The sequence below is a fragment of the Globicatella sanguinis genome (assembly GCF_002847845.2).
In the GTDB taxonomy this organism is placed as follows: domain Bacteria; phylum Bacillota; class Bacilli; order Lactobacillales; family Aerococcaceae; genus Globicatella; species Globicatella sanguinis.
On the sequence record NZ_CP126962.1, the window covers coordinates 856,853 to 874,529 of the forward strand.

The 17,677-nt window shown below is 38.0% G+C and carries 18 protein-coding genes; 8 read left to right on the forward strand and 10 right to left on the reverse strand.

Annotation, left to right across the window (positions count from 1 at the left end; translation table 11 throughout):
* The first annotated feature begins 119 nt into the window (after positions 1 to 119).
* From mvk to fni, 4 genes are all read left to right on the forward strand, one after another.
* Positions 120 to 1,124, forward strand: coding sequence for a mevalonate kinase (gene mvk, locus CYJ72_RS03605; RefSeq protein ID WP_245631271.1), 1,005 nt, complete (start codon positions 120 to 122; stop codon positions 1,122 to 1,124).
* An 84-nt stretch (positions 1,125 to 1,208) separates the two neighbouring features.
* Entirely contained in the window at positions 1,209 to 2,201 is a 993-nt protein-coding gene (gene mvaD / locus CYJ72_RS03610) for a diphosphomevalonate decarboxylase (RefSeq protein ID WP_306306901.1), read from the forward strand.
* A gap of 11 nt (positions 2,202 to 2,212) precedes the next feature.
* Complete coding sequence (locus CYJ72_RS03615; RefSeq protein ID WP_284630513.1) at positions 2,213 to 3,367, forward strand: phosphomevalonate kinase; 1,155 nt, start codon at positions 2,213 to 2,215, stop codon at positions 3,365 to 3,367.
* 35 nt (positions 3,368 to 3,402) lie between these two features.
* On the forward strand, positions 3,403 to 4,479 hold the full coding sequence (gene fni / locus CYJ72_RS03620) for a type 2 isopentenyl-diphosphate Delta-isomerase (RefSeq protein WP_066125197.1): 1,077 nt from the start codon (positions 3,403 to 3,405) through the stop codon (positions 4,477 to 4,479).
* Between the two features lie 142 nt (positions 4,480 to 4,621).
* Here the strand turns inward: fni and CYJ72_RS03625 are convergent, their stop codons facing one another.
* Together CYJ72_RS03625 and CYJ72_RS03630 are read right to left on the reverse strand one after the other, a co-directional pair.
* Positions 4,622 to 5,512 (reverse strand): ISL3 family transposase, encoded by an 891-nt coding sequence (locus CYJ72_RS03625; RefSeq protein WP_284630878.1) that lies wholly within the window; start codon positions 5,510 to 5,512, stop codon positions 4,622 to 4,624.
* A gap of 12 nt (positions 5,513 to 5,524) precedes the next feature.
* The gene (locus tag CYJ72_RS03630; protein WP_284630516.1) at positions 5,525 to 6,064 is read right to left on the reverse strand and encodes a transposase family protein; all 540 of its coding nucleotides are present in this window, start codon (positions 6,062 to 6,064) and stop codon (positions 5,525 to 5,527) included.
* A 610-nt stretch (positions 6,065 to 6,674) separates the two neighbouring features.
* Between CYJ72_RS03630 and tnpB the strand changes: the two genes are divergently transcribed.
* Genes tnpB through tnpC form a run of 3 tightly spaced genes read left to right on the forward strand, consistent with a single transcriptional unit; the run spans position 6,675 to position 8,599 of the window.
* On the forward strand, positions 6,675 to 7,019 hold the full coding sequence (tnpB, locus tag CYJ72_RS03635; protein ID WP_234982891.1) for an IS66 family insertion sequence element accessory protein TnpB: 345 nt from the start codon (positions 6,675 to 6,677) through the stop codon (positions 7,017 to 7,019).
* Positions 7,020 to 7,074: 55 nt separating this feature from the next.
* Positions 7,075 to 7,290 carry a transposase gene (locus CYJ72_RS03640; protein WP_284629745.1) on the forward strand — a complete coding sequence of 72 codons (216 nt, stop codon included), beginning with the start codon at positions 7,075 to 7,077 and terminating at the stop codon, positions 7,288 to 7,290.
* Positions 7,241 to 8,599, forward strand: a complete 1,359-nt coding sequence (gene tnpC, locus CYJ72_RS03645) for an IS66 family transposase (RefSeq protein WP_431606495.1) — start codon at positions 7,241 to 7,243, stop codon at positions 8,597 to 8,599. The genes CYJ72_RS03640 and tnpC overlap by 50 nt, the downstream gene beginning before the upstream one ends.
* Before the next feature lie 206 nt (positions 8,600 to 8,805).
* On the opposite strand, the gene CYJ72_RS03650 is transcribed toward tnpC, so the two are convergent.
* The 3 genes from CYJ72_RS03650 to CYJ72_RS03660 form a co-directional block, all read right to left on the reverse strand.
* Complete coding sequence (locus CYJ72_RS03650) at positions 8,806 to 10,110, reverse strand: pyrimidine-nucleoside phosphorylase (protein WP_284630517.1); 1,305 nt, start codon at positions 10,108 to 10,110, stop codon at positions 8,806 to 8,808.
* A gap of 88 nt (positions 10,111 to 10,198) precedes the next feature.
* Entirely contained in the window at positions 10,199 to 10,879 is a 681-nt protein-coding gene (rpiA, locus tag CYJ72_RS03655) for a ribose-5-phosphate isomerase RpiA (protein ID WP_284630519.1), read from the reverse strand.
* Entirely contained in the window at positions 10,876 to 11,433 is a 558-nt protein-coding gene (locus CYJ72_RS03660; RefSeq protein WP_284630521.1) for a flavodoxin domain-containing protein, read from the reverse strand. Before CYJ72_RS03660 ends, rpiA begins: the two co-directional genes overlap by 4 nt.
* A gap of 159 nt (positions 11,434 to 11,592) precedes the next feature.
* Here CYJ72_RS03660 and CYJ72_RS03665 point away from each other — a divergent pair, with 159 nt between their 5' ends.
* Positions 11,593 to 12,270: a CpXC domain-containing protein gene (locus CYJ72_RS03665; protein WP_284630523.1), complete on the forward strand. Its 678-nt coding sequence runs from the start codon at positions 11,593 to 11,595 to the stop codon at positions 12,268 to 12,270.
* Between the two features lie 482 nt (positions 12,271 to 12,752).
* Here the strand turns inward: CYJ72_RS03665 and upp are convergent, their stop codons facing one another.
* The 5 genes from upp to prfA form a co-directional block, all read right to left on the reverse strand.
* Entirely contained in the window at positions 12,753 to 13,391 is a 639-nt protein-coding gene (gene upp / locus CYJ72_RS03670) for a uracil phosphoribosyltransferase (RefSeq protein ID WP_066124156.1), read from the reverse strand.
* Between the two features lie 34 nt (positions 13,392 to 13,425).
* Positions 13,426 to 14,652, reverse strand: coding sequence for a serine hydroxymethyltransferase (gene glyA / locus CYJ72_RS03675; RefSeq protein WP_284630527.1), 1,227 nt, complete (start codon positions 14,650 to 14,652; stop codon positions 13,426 to 13,428).
* Positions 14,653 to 14,719: 67 nt separating this feature from the next.
* The gene (locus CYJ72_RS03680; protein WP_284630529.1) at positions 14,720 to 15,745 is read right to left on the reverse strand and encodes an L-threonylcarbamoyladenylate synthase; all 1,026 of its coding nucleotides are present in this window, start codon (positions 15,743 to 15,745) and stop codon (positions 14,720 to 14,722) included.
* Between the two features lie 4 nt (positions 15,746 to 15,749).
* Positions 15,750 to 16,610 (reverse strand): peptide chain release factor N(5)-glutamine methyltransferase, encoded by an 861-nt coding sequence (gene prmC, locus CYJ72_RS03685; protein ID WP_284630531.1) that lies wholly within the window; start codon positions 16,608 to 16,610, stop codon positions 15,750 to 15,752.
* Complete coding sequence (prfA, locus tag CYJ72_RS03690) at positions 16,594 to 17,673, reverse strand: peptide chain release factor 1 (RefSeq protein ID WP_101813278.1); 1,080 nt, start codon at positions 17,671 to 17,673, stop codon at positions 16,594 to 16,596. Before prfA ends, prmC begins: the two co-directional genes overlap by 17 nt.
* Positions 17,674 to 17,677 lie beyond the last annotated feature (4 nt).

Below are 17,677 nucleotides of genomic sequence, written 5' to 3' on the forward strand. Positions count from 1 at the left end.
TCAACCCATTCCATCGGATGCGTTTGATATCATTCAAGTACTATACTAAAAATAAATACTATAAGCTTTGGAAAGTTGATTTAATTCTGACCAGACGCTTAAATTTAGGAGGTTTTTCGGTGTCAATCGAGCAATTCGAATCGTCTGAGTCGCTAAAGGAAAGTCAAGTCCCCCTTCATGATCAAGACTCACACGAAATCGGAGTTGGTACCGCTCATAGTAAAATTATCTTAATGGGTGAACATGCGGTAGTGTATGATTATCCTGCTATTGCGTTGCCTTTTCCTGCCGTAAAAGTGAATACAACTGCACGTCACTCTGATCGTGATTATATAGAACTTGATTGCCAATACTTTGTTGGAGATATTTCAATGGCTCCTAGCATTTTATTAAACATTGTTAAAGCAATCGAGTTAACATTAGAAACTTTTGAATTAGGACAGCCGTCTTTATCGATTAAAATTGTCAGTGACATCCCGCAAGAACGTGGGATGGGTTCGTCCGCTGCGGTATCAGTTTCAGTTGTTAGAGCCATTGCTGATTTATTCAAAGTGGAATTATCAGATTACCAATTACAATTTATCGTTAACCAAGCGGAAGTGATTGCCCATCAGTCAACTAGTGGGATTGATACTTTAATGACGAGTACGGCTCAGCCGATTATTTATCGCAAGAGTTTAGCGCCACATCATTTTGAATTAAACATTCCGGCCTATTTAATCGTGGCCGATAGTGGTCAAGCGGGTCAAACACGTTCAGCGGTACAACATGTAGCAGAGTTACGTAAACGCAAACCACTTTTTGTTGATAATTCAATGAAAGCGATTGGACAATTTGTTCATCAAGCTTATCAAATGATTGCACAGAAAAATGTTATCGAATTAGGACGTTTAATGACTTATAATCATTATTATCTTAACCAACTAGGGGTTTCGAATACCCATATCGATAAAATCGTCAATGCCGCTTGGATGGCTGGTGCTTTAGGTGCAAAACTAACCGGTAGTGGACGCGGAGGTTGTCTAATCGCCTTAGCAGAATCTAAACAAATGGCCCGTAAAGTTGCACGTGCCATGCGTGAAGCCGGTGCTGTTCAAACATGGTATTTAAATTTAGAAAGTTAATAAAAATAGATTTGTAGACTTTTGGTGAGTGTGTTCGTACGTACAATTAAAGGTCTGCATTTTTTTAATAAAGGAGGAATTCTTTTGTCTAAGAAAATTGGTTACTATCGTGCTAATACCAATATCGCCTTAATCAAATATTGGGGAAAACGCAATAAAGAATTGTTTTTACCGATGACTAGTAGTTTATCATTAACCTTAGATGCTTTTTATACCGATACGAAGGTTACTGTCGATTCAAATTTATCACAAGATTATTTTACTTTAGATGGTGTCGCTCAAAGTTATTCCGATACTCAAAAAGTATCAAAATTTGTCGATTTATTCCGTAAGTTAGCTGGCAGCCAAGAACATGTTCATATTGAAAGTGTCAACCATGTCCCAACTGCTGCGGGTCTCGCTTCTTCTGCCAGTGCCTTTAGTGCCTTAGCTTGTGCACTCAATCAAGCTTTTAATCTTAATTTAGATCAACGAACTCTTTCCACTATAGCCCGTCAAGGTTCTGGTAGTGCAAGTCGTAGTTTATTTGGTGGATTTGTTGAATGGCATAAAGGCAAAGGTGATGACTCCGATTCAAGTTATGCAGAACAAATCGCTGATGCTGACTGGGATATAGCAATGTTAGTCATTGTGATTAATGATCAAAAGAAAAAAATTAGTAGTCGTGTGGGTATGGAGCATACCATTCAAACTTCACCTTTTTTTGCCTTATGGCCACAAGAAGTTGAAAAAGACTTAGCCCTTATTAAAAAAGCCATTAAAGATAAAGATTTTAAAACTTTAGGCGAAGTAACCGAACATAATGCAATGAAAATGCATGCCACAACGATTGCTGCCAATCCTTCGCTTACTTATTGGGCACCGGATTCCATTACCGCTTTACAAGCTGTGCAATCGTTACGTGAAGACTTAGGTTTTGAATGTTACGCGACTATGGATGCCGGTCCAAATGTAAAAGTCTTATGCCGTAAAAGTGAAATCGACGCCTTATCTAAACAGTTATTAACTCATTTTAAACCCGAACAGCTCATCAAAGCTTATCCAGGTGAGGCACCGCGCCCATTACCCATCGATTAGGAGAACCCAAAATGCATTATAAAGACTTATTATTAGAAATAGATAGTGAACAGGCTTTTGTCACGCAAACCGTCTCCACTCCCGGAAAACTCTATATTGCTGGAGAATATGCGATTTTAGAACCAGGACAGGCCGCGATACTAGTGGCATTAGACGCTTACTTGTCTTGTACGGTCAGTTTAGCTACTGATAATTTGTCAGGAACTTTACAATCAACAACTATTCAAAATGAGCCTTTCAACTATACTCGTTCTACCCATAATCAACCGGGTTTAATGCCTTCTGCTATGTGGCCAAGACATTGGGCTTATGTTTTAAGTGCCATTGAAACAGTTGAACGTTTATTAGTTGAATTAAATCTTCCTCTACAAAATTATCATATTCAATATGAAACCGATTTGGAAGCTGAAAATGGTCGTAAATATGGTTTAGGTTCAAGTGGTGCCGTAACCGTCAGTACGATTCGGGCATTATTACGTTTCTATGGTTACTCAGCCAATCCATTAATTATCTATAAATTAGCGGCCATTGCTTCATTAAAGGTGTCTACAAAGGGAAGTTTTGGTGATCTGGCTGCCAGTGCTTATGGTGGTTGGATTTATTATCAATCCCCTGATCGTCAATGGCTAGCCGAACAAATCAAGGCAACACCTTCTTTAACCCAATTACTAGCTAAAGATTGGCCTCAGTTAGCAATTAGCCATTTAACGGTCCCACACTCTGTTGACTTGGTGATTGGTTGGACGGACGCACCGGCTTCGACGGATGAATTAGTCCATCGTTACCAACAACATCGTGACACCGAAAGTGACCTCTATCAACAATTTCTAGCCAATATTCAGGCGACTGTACAACAATTAGCCCAAGATTTAGAAAATGGCGATGTGGCTCTCATTCAAAAAGGAATTGCTAAAGCGCGTCACTTATTAAGAAAGATGACGCGCCATTGGCAACTGCCACTTGAAACGAATCATTTAACTCAATTAATTGAAATCGCCCAATCGTATCAATATGAAGCAAAATCATCAGGTGCCGGTGGGGGCGATTGTGGCATTGCGATTGGATCTGCTTATTCAAATCGTCAAGGGCTAATTGACAGTTGGAAAGTCGCGAATATCATTCCGCTCCCTTATCAGGTTTCCCCACCCCTTACCGAGAGCAAGTAAATCATCAGGTCTTTATTCATATGAAAGGAGCTATCATGTTTCAATCTCAATTACCATCATTTTCACAAAAACGTAAAGATGACCATGTAAAATATGCGTTAGAACAACAATCTCAAAAGAAAATTTCAGCCTTTGAAGGCATCCGCTTTGTTCATCAGTCTTTCGCCCCTTTAACCTTAGACCAAATTCAACTAACAACTCATTGGGCTGATACCATTCATCAAGTACCCTTTTATATTAATGGCATGACCGGTGGCTCGGCTAAAACCAAACAATATAATGAAGCGCTAGGTCAAGTAGCCGCCGCAACCGGTTTAGCAATGGCGACCGGTTCTGTCAGTGGGGCTTTAAGTGACGAATCCGTCCGTGATAGCTTTACCATCGTGCGTAAAGTCAATCCCAACGGTTTTGTGATGGCCAATCTTGGAGCTCATCATGACCTTGAAAATGCTAAACGAGCGGTCGATTTATTAGAAGCCAATGCCTTGCAAATTCATCTGAATGTTCCTCAAGAAATTGTGATGCCAGAAGGTGATCGTGACTTTACGAGCTGGTCTAAAAACATTGAAACCATCGTACGCGAGTTGCCCGTTCCGGTTATCGTTAAAGAAGTTGGCTTTGGAATGAGTCGCGAAACGATTCAACATTTAATTCAATTAGGTGTTAAAAATATTGATGTCAGTGGCCGTGGTGGGACAAACTTTATCCAAATTGAAAATGAACGCCGCGAAAAATTAGATTATCAGGCCATTGCCGGCTGGGGACAAACCACCCCTGAATCATTACTAGAAGCACAACCTTTCTTAAATCAAACCACGATCTTAGCTAGTGGCGGGATTACCGATTACTTAGACATCGTCAAAGCCTTAGCCTTAGGAGCCAATGCCGTTGGCTTATCCGGTCGTTTCTTGCAGATGGTTCATGAACAAGGCGTTGAGCAGTCAATTGAAGTGATTGAAAATTGGAAAGAAGCCATTCAACATTTAATGTTAATGTTAAACGCCAAATCTGTTAAAGATTTACATCAGGTTAATTTAATATTATCATCTGACTTGCGAGACTGGGCCGATGCTCGCCAAATTGAATGGCGACATTTTGGGAATCGTCAATAATAAATCATCACTACAATATCCTTTGTTAGCAACAATTGTCTAACAATGGATATTGTTTTTTATTGGCTCTTTGTCAAGTAGTGTTGGTAAATAGTAATAGTTGCACTTGAACATTTGCTCAAGTGCTCTTTTTTTACTTAAATTAAGCTATCTCATTTTGCATTTCTAATTGTTTTTGGTATTCTTCCTCATATTTTTTAATGGCATCTTCTTCAGCAAATAATAGTGGACGATAAGCTTCATTCTTCACATTATTATGAGCAGTCGATAATATAATTCTACTTCTTAAGTGGTAGAAGTTTCGATATCCATAACTGATTCGTTTAATGACTTTAATTTTATTATTTGTACCCTCCACACAACCATTTGATAGCGTATATTTTAAGCTATTCTGTATATGATGGCGATAATGATATAAAGTATTAAATGCCGTTCGTATTTTTCTAGGGAGGCGATATTTCTTACTCTCCTCCAATACATGGATGAATTGATCATAGGAATGTTCCTTTATGGCATCCATTACTTCATGAATCAAACGGTAACTGAGACTAAGAGTAGAATCTTTTGATAATAAATAATCGACAATACCTCTTTCATGAATCGCTTGCTTAAATAATGAATATTTCTTATATTCTTCGAACTCCAACTCATTCCAATCTTTTAATAATAGTTTCCAATATCGTTTAAACTTATTCGCATCAGGTTTGTTTTTTGATTTTAAACGATTCATCACTTCTATCCGATGTTGATTTAAAGCCCTTGTCACCAACTGTACGATATGAAAACGGTCGATGACCACGACAGCATTTGGAAAAATCGAGGGAAGAAAGTCTTTAAACGCCCCGTTCATATCCATCGTGATGGTTTTAACTTTCAATCGTTCCGCTCTAGAAAAACGCATAAAATAGTCATATAAAAAAGCTTGTGTTCGGTTTTCTAAGACATCCACTACAATATGTTTGTGATTATCCATTAAAATACACGACATAGCTGCCTCCACATTCTTCACGGATTTAAATTCATCAATCGCGATATGTTTGGGTAGTCAGGTAGGCTTGGTATTATATTGATAACTATAGGCTTTCAATTGACGTAGTACCGTATGCGACGAAACATTCCAGGTTTCAGCAATATCTTTGATGGGCTTCGTTTTACCTAATTCTTGAAGAATCATTACCTTTAAGGGTGATGAAATCGTACAGTGCTGTTTGGTTAAGTTGGTTTGAGAAACCGTTGTTTTTTGACAATGTTTACAAAGGTATCGTTGCTTAGTCAGTTTAAGATAAGCAGGTTGAAGGTTATATTGCCCAATTAGGATGACGGTCCTATAAGATCCATAATCAATCATATCTTCCGCTCCATTATTACTACTACCACAATGAGGGCACACTTTAGGCGTATTCTTTAGCGTTCCTGTAACGGTTAATACTTTTTTAAAGGCTTTTGAGACAGGAAGCATTTTTTTAGTAGAACTTTTAAATTGATGAACTGAGAAATAGCATTCTTCATCAAAATCATTCTGTTCGATATTGATATTAAGGTCTTCCATTCCAAGTAAAATTTTAGTATTATTGTTTGTAGCCATGTGATTTCCTACTTTCTATTATTTTTGGACAACTTAATTATAGAGGAAATCACAGGCTTTTTGTATATAAAAATAGTGCTGGTGATTTCGCCACCAACACTAAAAATTATAGATCCTTTTTATTTTATCATTCTCTCGCCTAAAGAATAATCTTTCAAACGAACTTTGAAGTGGACTAGATCTAGAAAATCATCTTTAGTTCGCTTCATTTGTCTAGCATCGAAAAGTCTGGGCCACTCAAATACTGCACCATGAATGAATCAAGTTTAAATGTTAATATCCAACCTCTCGTTACTACTCTCCACAACCTTTTGTAATCTATTATTAATACCTGTTCAAAATGAACACATTTTAGCTCAATCTTGATTAAAAATCGCCCGTTTTTCGATAAAAAAAATTTTGTTTTTGAAAAAGTCTAAAAACCTATCCAAAATGAACAGGTCTGACAAATATTTTGGGTTTAAGACTAAAAAATACAGTCCTTTTCTAATCGAACTCCAATCATCTCTTTAGCAAAGTAAGCGTCCCATAACAGAGTATCTATCAATAATTGGATAACACCCTTAAAATAGTGATAATCAAACTATTTTAGGGGTGTGTTATCTTGAAAATGAATATCAATCAATTAGGTCAAGTTTATCTAATCTCAGGAAAAACCGATATGCGCCAAGGAATTGATTCCCTTGCATCACTCGTGAGAGAAAAGTATCAATTGGATCCTTTTTCACAAAAACTTTTTCTATTCTGTGGGACAAAAAAAGATCGGTTTAAGATTCTCTATTGGGATGGTCAAGGGTTTTGGCTATTCTATAAGCGTTTCGAAAATGGTCGTTTAACTTGGCCTTCTCATAATGATGACATAATAAAATTAAATGAAACACAAGTGAACTGGTTACTTCAAGGGTTCTCGATCGAACCCAAAATTAAAGTGGCCAATCAGCGAACTTTCTATTGATAGTCTCTCTTTCCTGTTTTATACTATACCTATACTAATGAACGGAGTAAGGCATATGAACAGTTTAGAAAAACAATTAGAATCACAATTCAATTTAATCGAAACACTCAATAATGAAATTGCTTTACTTCGTGAACAAAATGCTTATTTATTAAAACAGCTCTATGGGAAAAAATCTGAGAAGATCATCATTCCTGATGGTCAGCTTTCTCTCTTCGAAGATGAAAATGAACCGGCAAAACAAATGCCGGACTCTCCCAGGCGAGATTGAAACGATACAGTATACACGAAAGAAATCGTCCGGAAAACGCCAACTCACACTCGATCAATTTCCTGTTGAAGAAAAACACTATGCTCTTGAAGGGGAAGCTTGCCACTGCCCAGATTGTCAACATCATTTAAAAGAAATCGGTTCGCACTGTTATCGTCAGGAATTAGTCTTTATCCCTGCACAAATAAAACGGGTGGATCATATTCAACATGCCTATAAATGCGAGCATTGTAGTCAATTGAACGATCAAGATGTCATTATTAAATCCACGGTACCGAAGGCTCCCTTGAACCATAGCTTAGGCTCCGCTTCGATTATTGCGCATTCCATTCATCTAAAATACAATTTAAAAGTCCCTAATTATCGACAAGAAACAGATTGGATTAAGTTATCCCTTCCCATCACCCGAAAAGAATTGACTCACTGGCAGATGAAAGTGAGTGAACAATATTTTCTACCCCTTTATCGGCGGTTAACACAAGAGCTGTTATCACAAACGCATCTACATGCGGATGAAACACCGTATCGAGTCTTAGAGAGTAAAACGAATCAAACTTATTATTGGGTCGTTGCTTCTGGTAAAGACGCTGAAAGAGGCATCACACTCTACCATCATGATGCTAAGCGGAGTGGACAGGTGATAAAAGAACTCTTAGGTGACTACTCGGGGTATGTTCATTGTGATATGCATGCGGCTTATCGTCAACTCGAGAATGCGAAATTAGTCGGCTGTTGGGCCCATGTGCGACGAAAATTCTACGAAGCGACACCCAAGCAGTCGAAAGAGAGTTTGGGAGCAGTTGGTTTAGACTATTGTAATCAGCTATTCCGCTTAGAAGAAGCATGGGCAGACCTCACACCAGAAGAACGATTTGTCAAACGACAGTCAGAGTTACGCCCTGTTATGGAAGCTTTCTTCGATTGGTGTCGCACCCAAGAAGTATTACCAGGGTTCAAACTCGGTAAAGCCATCCAATATGCATTAAATTATGAAAATACTTTTAAAACCGTATTGGAAGATGGTCATTTAGTCTTATCGAATAACTTAGCGGAGCGAGCGATAAAGAACTTGGTGATTGGTCGAAAGAACTGGTTGTTCTCCAAGAGTTTTGAAGGGGCTCAAACGAACGCTGTCATTCTAACAATAATTGAAACAGCGAAACGACATGGGCTTGATTCAGAAAAATATATCAATTATTTACTGACCCACTTACCGAATGAACCGATTTTTGAAAAAAATGAGGTCTTAGAGGCTTATTTACCATGGAGTGAATTAGTCCAACGTCATTGTCAGTTAGGTATCCAATAAAAAGTAAATCCACTTCCATTTTGATTAAAAAATTTGGAAGTGGATTTTTTATGTATCAAGATACTCTGATATAGGACGCTTACTTAGCAAATCCTATCCCCTATTCATTAAAGAATCAATTTATATAGAAACATCCTGAACCTCAACTTTCACCACATAAAAAAAGCTGAAAGACTTCTCCCTAGTCTTTCAGCATTGATTATTTATTAAGCTTCGGTTATCACTTCGTAGATGAGCGGTTCTTTTTTAGCAGAATCACTAATCGTTACCGCATCATACAAACGTTGTTTAACTTCTTCAACGTCTTCTCTATTACTATAAATCGTTAATAAGGCATCGCCTTTTTGTACTTTGTCGCCTACTTTTTTATGTAGAATTAAGCCAACAGCTGGATCAATCGTATCTTCTTTCGTTTCACGACCCGCACCTAAAACCATTGCCGCTTCGCCCACTTTATTCGCGACCCAATTACTTACCACACCGTCTGTTAAAGCTGGCAAATCAATCTTATATTGGGCTTGTGGTAATAAGGTGACATCGTCAGCAATCTTTTCATTGCCACCTTGATGTTTGATAAATTGTTTAAAGGTTGCTAAAGCCTGTCCATTCTCAATTTGAGTTTGTAACATCTCTTTACCTTCTTCTAATGTTGATACTTTATTAGCCGCCATCAACATTTGCGCCCCTAAAACTAAACATAATTCTAGTAAATCAGCCGGTCCTTGTCCTTTTAAGGTTTGAATCGCTTCTTCCACTTCTAAGGCATTTCCAATCGCATACCCCAATGGTTCATTCATATTCGAGATAACAGCTAAAGTTTTACGACCGACATGGTTCCCGATTTTTACCATGGTTCGAGCCAATTTTTCTGCTTCTTCAACCGTCTTCATAAAGGCCCCTTCACCGACTTTTACATCTAGAACAATCGCATCAGCACCAGCCGCAATCTTTTTACTCATGATGGAGCTGGCAATTAAGGGAATCGATTGAACGGTTCCAGTCACATCACGTAAAGCATATAATTTTTTATCCGCTGGCGTTAAATTACCTGATTGTCCGACAACGGCTACTTTATGTTGATTTACCAAGTCAATAAATTCTTCGATTGGAATTTCATAACGAAAGCCTTCAATAGCTTCGAATTTATCGACGGTTCCACCTGTATGCCCTAATCCACGCCCACTCATTTTTGCTACCGGCACGCCGTAAGAAGCCACTAATGGCGCTAAAACCAACGTCGTGGTATCGCCAACACCCCCGGTAGAATGTTTATCAACTTTGACCCCTTCAATGGCTGACAAATCAATTTGGTCGCCGCTTTCCGCCATGGCCATTGTTAAGTAACTGGCTTCTTCCTCGGTCATTCCTTTAAAATAAATAGCCATCGCAAATGCACTCATTTGGTAATCGGGGATACGTCCATCAGTAAAGCCTTCAATAATAAAGCGGATTTCAGCTTCTGTTAAAGCTTGACCTGCTTGTTTTTTTTCAATTAATTCAACCATTCTCATGTTATTCACGTCCTTATCTTCAACTTATCCATTGTATTAGGCTTCATTAAATGACCCTAATACATTTTAAATCCACATCTAAATCTAATTATTGACCTTCAATTACTTCAACCGTACCATCATTTTTGGCTACCAAAATACGATTAGGATAGTTAATGAATAATCCATGTTCGACAACCCCTACCATCGATTTTAACTCGTAGGCAACTTGTTGTGGTTGATCGATTCTTTCTAAATGTAAATCAATGATATAGTTACCAGAGTCCGTTACGAATAGTGAATCTTTGCCCTTTTTACGGAATGATGGGTTCATGCCAGCATTTTCAAAAGCTCTAAAGATGTTCCAACTGCCTGTTTGAATCACTTCTACTGGTAAAGGAAAGGCACCTAAATAATCGACGACCTTTTCTTCTGTTACTATCCAAATAATCTCATGACTATTTTCAGCGACAATTTTCTCGATTAAGTGGGCACCACCACCACCTTTAATACCTGACATCGAACGTAAACATTCATCTGCGCCGTCCACTAATAAATCAATGGAATTAACTTCATCCAATTGTGCTAGCGGAATACCTAATTCTCGTGCTTGTATTTCTGTTTGTTTGGAAGTAGGAACGCCCACAATATTTGGCAATTCACCGTCTTTAACTCTTTGTCCCACTTCATCAACAAACCAGTAGGCCGTTGAGCCTGTTCCTAAGCCTACTACCATCCCATCTTGAACATATTCCGCTGCTTTTCGTCCGACTAATTCCTTTGGATTCATTTCTCAAGCTCCTTTTCATTTCTTAAGATTTTATTTGCCCAATCAATTAATAAAATAGTATTTTCTTTGTCTGTAAAATCATAAGTCGTACCATATTTACGCAGTAATCGTTCATTGTCATCATCTAATGGCACATAATCAATCGATGCTAAACGCTTTTGTTTTACTTTTGATACCAAACTCTCCATTAACAGTAAACGTTTGAATTGAATCGCACCACGATAATGGAATAATTCGACTTTCTCAATAGTTGTATCTTCAAAGTTATTGTCTAATATGTCTTTAAAGTCAGTTAACTTAGGATTGGATAATCCCACTGTAAATAAAGCCCAATGTTTATCGGGATATTGTTTAACCCATTGTTCATACATCGCTGCGTCAGATAATTGACCTTCCAATAAGCAAGTACCTAAAATAATAATGTCATAACTAGCCAAGTCTTCTACTGAAACTTGAGCACTATCCACCACGGGGCAGCGTAATTTTTTTGAAATTTCAATTGCATATTTTTCAGTCGAACCGTAACGAGAACTATGAATCACGATTATCTCCATCCATTATCACCTCTGTTTTGAAAATACTTTCACATTTACCATTATATCATATAGCAGATTGTTTCTAAAAGCTAGTATTGCATAGATTTTTTTAAAATCATTTAGGTATTAACTGATTTCTGTTATAATGATATTAACTTACAAAAAAGGAGAGAGTTTATGGCACCAAAAATGAAATTTAAATGTCCCGTTTGTCATCATGAAATAGAAAGACAATTCGATATCGCCATTAACACCCGTTTAAACCCTGATTTAAAAGAAAAATTATTAGACGGTACTTTATTATTATTTGAATGCGAGCATTGTGGCGCTAAGCGTCATATTTCATCTCAATTTTTATATCATGACCCAGACAAGAAATTACTGTTCCATGTTGCGCCACAATATAATGAACAACGTGAAGCGATTCAAGCACAATTAAATGATTTAATTAATAGTTTCCCCGTTTCAGTCGATGATTATGAAATGCGTATTATGTTAAACATGGCCGATTTAATGGAAAAAGTGCAAATTTATGATTATGGCTTTAAAGATACTGAAATTGAGATGGTTAAAATGTTAACCGATGGGTTATTCGCCAAAGAAAATCCTACTGCTCAAGTAAAAAATCGTTACTTCTTCCTCAATAAAGAAGGTCAACCGAAGTTTTTATATGTAACGGATACTAACCAAATGATGGTCGATTGCCACGAACGATTACTGACCTTCATTCGCGATAAATTCAAACGTGCTTTGAAAAAAAATACTAAAGGTCATTTCCGCATTATTAATCATGCATGGGCAGAAAATATTTTACAAAATAAAGAAACGGATGGCTTTATCTTACCAGAAGATTAAGCACTGTTCTTTTCTGAAACAAATCATTAAAAAAGCGAGCTCAGAAAAACCTTTGAAACTTCCTAAGATTTCATCTAATTGATTGTTAGTGCAATGGTTAAAGGGGCTCAAATTATGTGGTGGTAGGCAGACGAAGTGAAAATCATCGATTTTCGACTTCTCGCCTACTTCCACTTTTTTTCTTCACTGATCATTATGATTCAGTTTGATGACCCGTTGCTTCTCTAATGGACAAGCTTAAAAACATTATGTCGTAATGGGTTTTAATATCATTAGCGTTTGTCTAATTTGGTACAGCCTCCATCAATATGGACACGAATGCATAGGATTAGTACAGTTTGAGCCAATCCGTTTTAAACATTATTTTCAAAAAGAAAAACCTTGTTCAGTGCAATTTATAAAGTGAACACCCAAAATTTTTAGTTAGAGACAAAGCTAACTGTGGGTTTTCACATTGCACCTGACAAGGTTTTTAATATTTATTATTTGGTACCAAAGATTCTATCCCCAGCATCACCTAAACCTGGTAAGATATAACCATGTTCGTTTAAGCGTTCATCTAAGGCAGCCGTGTATAAGTCCACATCTGGATAAGCTTCTTGGAAGGCTTTAACACCTTCTGGAGCAGAAACTAGACAGACAAAGGTAATATTTTCTGGTTGCACATTGTATTTGCTAGTTAATAAATCGAGGGCCGCAATTGCTGAACTACCAGTTGCTAACATTGGGTCAACAACAAATAGACGACGTTCACTAATATCTTGAGGGAATTTAGCAAAATATTCGACTGCTTCTAAAGTATCTTCATCACGGTATAAACCAATATGACCAATTCTAGCGGCTGGAATTAAGTCTACCATGCCATCCACCATTCCTAAACCAGCACGTAAAATTGGGATAATTGCTAATTTTTTACCAGCAATTTGTTTTTGAACTGATTTTACTAATGGGGTTTCGATTTCTACGTCTTCTAATGGTAAATCACGGGTAATTTCATACGCCATTAACATCGCGATTTCGTTGGTCACCTCACGAAATTGTTTCGTTGAAGTATTTTTATCACGAATAATTGTTAATTTATGTTGAATGAGTGGATGATCTACTACCTGAAATTTTGCCAAAATAATTCCTCCTTATTTTTCGCTAATATAATTTTTATGCCCAAGCAAACATCGGCCAATCTTTAACAAACTCGATGACCTGCTCATGTAATGTTGGTAATTCTGATTCATCTGCTTTTAATGCTGCGAGCATCATTTCTGCAATCTGAATCGCGTCTGCTTCTTTTGCGCCACGGGTCGTAATAGCTGCGGCACCAATACGTATACCACTTGTTTGAACAAATGATTTAGTGTCATTTGGAATTGAGTTTTTATTAACGGTGATACCCACTTTATCTAAACGTTCTTGGACCCATTTGCCTGTAATTCCCAATGGCGTCACATCTACTAAGAAGAGATGATTATCCGTGCCACCTGAGATGACATTTAATTCGCTTTGACTGAATACTTTTGCCATTGCTTGCGTGTTTTTAATCACTTGTGCGGCATATTCTTTAAATGATGGATCTAAGGCTTCACCGAAAGCGACTGCTTTGGCTGCAATCACATGCTCCAATGGTCCACCTTGGGTTCCTGGGAAAATAGCTGAATTAATTGCTTTTTCATGTTCTGCTTTCCCTAAAATAATCCCACCACGTGGTCCACGTAATGTTTTATGAGTGGTACTGGTGACTACATCTGCATATGGTACTGGATTTTGATGTAAGCCTGCGGCTATCAATCCGGCAATGTGTGCCATATCCACAAAATAAATCGCGCCTACTTTTTTGGCAATTTGACCGATACGTTCAAAATCAATTGATCTTGAGTATGCACTAGCACCTGCAATAATCATTTTTGGTTGGCATTCGACAGCTTTCTTTTCTAAAGCATCATAGTCAATATAACCCGTTTCGTCGACACCATAGCTATACATTTCGTAAGATTGTCCACTAAAGTTAACGGGTGAGCCATGGGTTAAGTGCCCCCCTTGTGCTAAGTCCATTCCTAATACGCGGTCACCCGGTTCTAGGAAAGCACGATATACCGCTAAATTGGCTGATGAACCTGAATGTGGTTGAACATTAGCAAAGTCAGCGCCAAATAATTTTTTCACACGATCAATCGCTAGTTGTTCTAGTTGATCAATATATTCACAGCCACCATAATAGCGACGTCCTGGATAACCTTCTGCATACTTATTGGTTAAAATACTGCCTTGTGCTTTTAACACTTCGTCGGAAACAAAATTTTCTGATGCTATCAACTCAATGCCATTTTTTTGGCGATTGGCTTCTTTATTAATTAAGTCAAAAACGATACTATCTTTCATCATTTGCATACCCCCGTTTCTTCAACATATTATAACATAGATTAAAGTCGATGCCACTTATCATTTCATCATTTTATCAAAAATTTTCAACCAAATCGGCTGCTTTTCTCAAACGATTCATCATCGCATGACTGGCTGGTGAATCTGGGAAGCCTTGTGCGACAATAACCCGTGCGCTTGTTTGTTCTAGGGCTCTTAAGCCGGCATATAATTGTTGGGTAGCTGAGACTAAATCCCCTTTTGCGCCATAAGAATGAGTAGCTACAATCTGTGGGTCATCATTAAGTGCTTCAAGGACGGATTGATCTCCTAATAAGGCCACTGGCTGTTCTAAATCTTGAATATATTGTAAAAATTGCAGTGAATCATCCGTTATTAAGACATGAACCGGTTGTTTAGGGCTATAATGCGTGTATTTAACTCCAGGGGACAAAACGCTCGTATCTTTTAACTGTTCTTCCGCTGTTTTTTCTTCGACTTGATAACCTAATGCTATTAAATCTTCTTTCGTAATCGCACCTGGACGTAAAATGTTGATGACCCCCGCTCGTGGCAATACGACCGTCGATTCAACACCCACAGCTAATAACTTTTCGCTTGGTTCGACTATGCCTGCAATTTCCCCTTGAAAGTCATGATAAACATGTTCCACTGCTGTTGGACTTGGTTTACCTGATTTATTGGCACTTGGTCCGACTAATGGAATACCTGCAGCCTTGATTAGGGCTAAAGCTTCTGGATTATCAGGCATTCTGACAGCGACAGTTTCTTGTCCAGGAGTCACACTTGGTGCTAACACCCCGGGTTTTTGTGGGAAAATAATCGTCAGTGGTCCCGGCCAAAATTGCTTCATTAATTGTGCTGCAATTTCTGATACTTCTGCCACATACTCTGCCACTTGTTCAATGCTACTCACATGCACAATTAAGGGGTTGTCTTGCGGACGACCTTTAGTTGCAAAAACACTTTTAACGGCGGCTTCGTTCGTCGCGATGGCTCCCAAACCAAAGACGGTTTCCGTTGGAAAAGCCACTAATTGCCCGGATTTTAATTGGGCGGCTGCTTCATTTATTTGTTCTTTCTTATAAATTTTGGTTTCCATTGCTTCACCCCTTCTGAGTATCGATTTTAATATAGCGATCTAAACTATTTAAATCTTGATGAACACTTATGATGGCATTAGGAAATGTTTTTTGAAAAATTGCTTGGACAGCGCTGGCTTGTTTAAAGCCTATTTCTAACAAAATTTGGCCATTGATTGATAAAAACGATGGCAATGTTTCGGCTAGGCGCTGATAAATAGCGAGACCTTGTTGCTCGGCAAAAAGTGCTGTAGCGGGTTCAAAACGTTTAACCGATTCATCCATTAAAGCTAACTCATCTTCAGCAATATAGGGTGGATTGGAGACAATTAAATCAAATTGACGTCCCTTTAAAGCAGACATTAAATCACTTTCAAGCCACTCCACTTGCACTTGATGATGCTGACCATTTTTCTGGGCTACTGCTAAAGCTGCTGGCGAAATATCAACCGCTGTAACTTGGTTTGGCGCCAATTGTTTGGCTAATTCAATCGCAATGATGCCACTTCCCGTTCCAATATCAAGCACTTTGGCTTGTGGATGTTCCTTAAAAAACGCACATCCCATTTCAATTAAACCGTAAGTATCCTCTCGTGGAATTAAGGTGTCTGGCGTTACATAATAAGTTTCACCAACAAAATCAGCTTTTCCTAAAATATACTGAATCGGCTCATGTTGGGCTAATCGTTTTAACACTTCGTTAAAGCGCATCGCTTGTTCATCATTAAGCGGCATGTTTAAGTTTAATATCAATTGAGTATAATTCCAATCAAATGTCCGTTGCCAATAATCTTTAATCGGACTGTCTTGAATGCGGTTTTCTTGCAAAAAAACTGAAGCCCTTTGGAGAGCTTCAGCTAAAGTCATTTTAGAGCTTAGGACCATTGAGTTCCTCCAATTTTTGAGTTTGGTCATACATGACTAAGCTATCGATAATTTCGTCTAATTTCCCATTTAAGATTGAATCTAATTGTTGGATGGTTAAACCAATACGGTGATCGGTCACCCTGTTTTGCGGGAAATTATAAGTACGAATACGTTCAGAACGGTCCCCTGTTCCGACTGCTAATTTACGAGAAGCATCAATTTCAGATTGGGCTTCTGATTGCATTTGGTCGAAGACGCGGGCACGCAATACTTTCATCGCTTTTTCACGGTTTTTCAATTGTGAACGTTCATCTTGCATCGCTACCACGGTATTAGTAGGGATATGTGTTAAACGTACAGCTGAAGCTGTTTTGTTAACGTGCTGTCCACCCGCACCTGAGGCATGATAAATGTCTACTCGAATATCATTTTCATTTAATTCGAAATCAATATCTTCTACTTCTGGCATAACCACGACTGTAGCAGTAGAGGTATGGACCCGTCCTTGAGATTCCGTTTCTGGGACACGTTGGACACGGTGAGCACCATTTTCGAATTTTAATTTACTATATACTTTATGACCAGAAATCATAATGGATACTTCTTTATAACCACCGATACCGGTAATATTTGCATCCAAGACTTCCACATTCCATCCTTGGCTATCGGCATATTTAGTGTACATATTCAATAAATCACCAGCGAATAATTGAGCCTCGTCACCACCTGCGGCCCCACGAATTTCCATAATGATGTTTTTGCCATCATTTGGATCTTCTGGTAACATCATAATTTTAATTTCTTCTTGTAAGTTTTCACGTTCTTCTTTTAATTCCGCTAATTCCATTTTAGCCATTTCGGCCATTTCTGCATCAAGGCCTTCATTTAACATTTCTTCCGTATCTGCTAATTCTTGTTCTACTTGCTTATAGCGACGGATTTTTTCAACTTTTGGACGTAAATCACTTTCTTCGATTGTTAATTCACGTAAACGATTGGTATCGGCAATAACCGATGGGTCACTTAATAATTCTAATATTTCTTCAAAACGAAAAATTAGTGTATCTAATTGTTCAAACATAAAA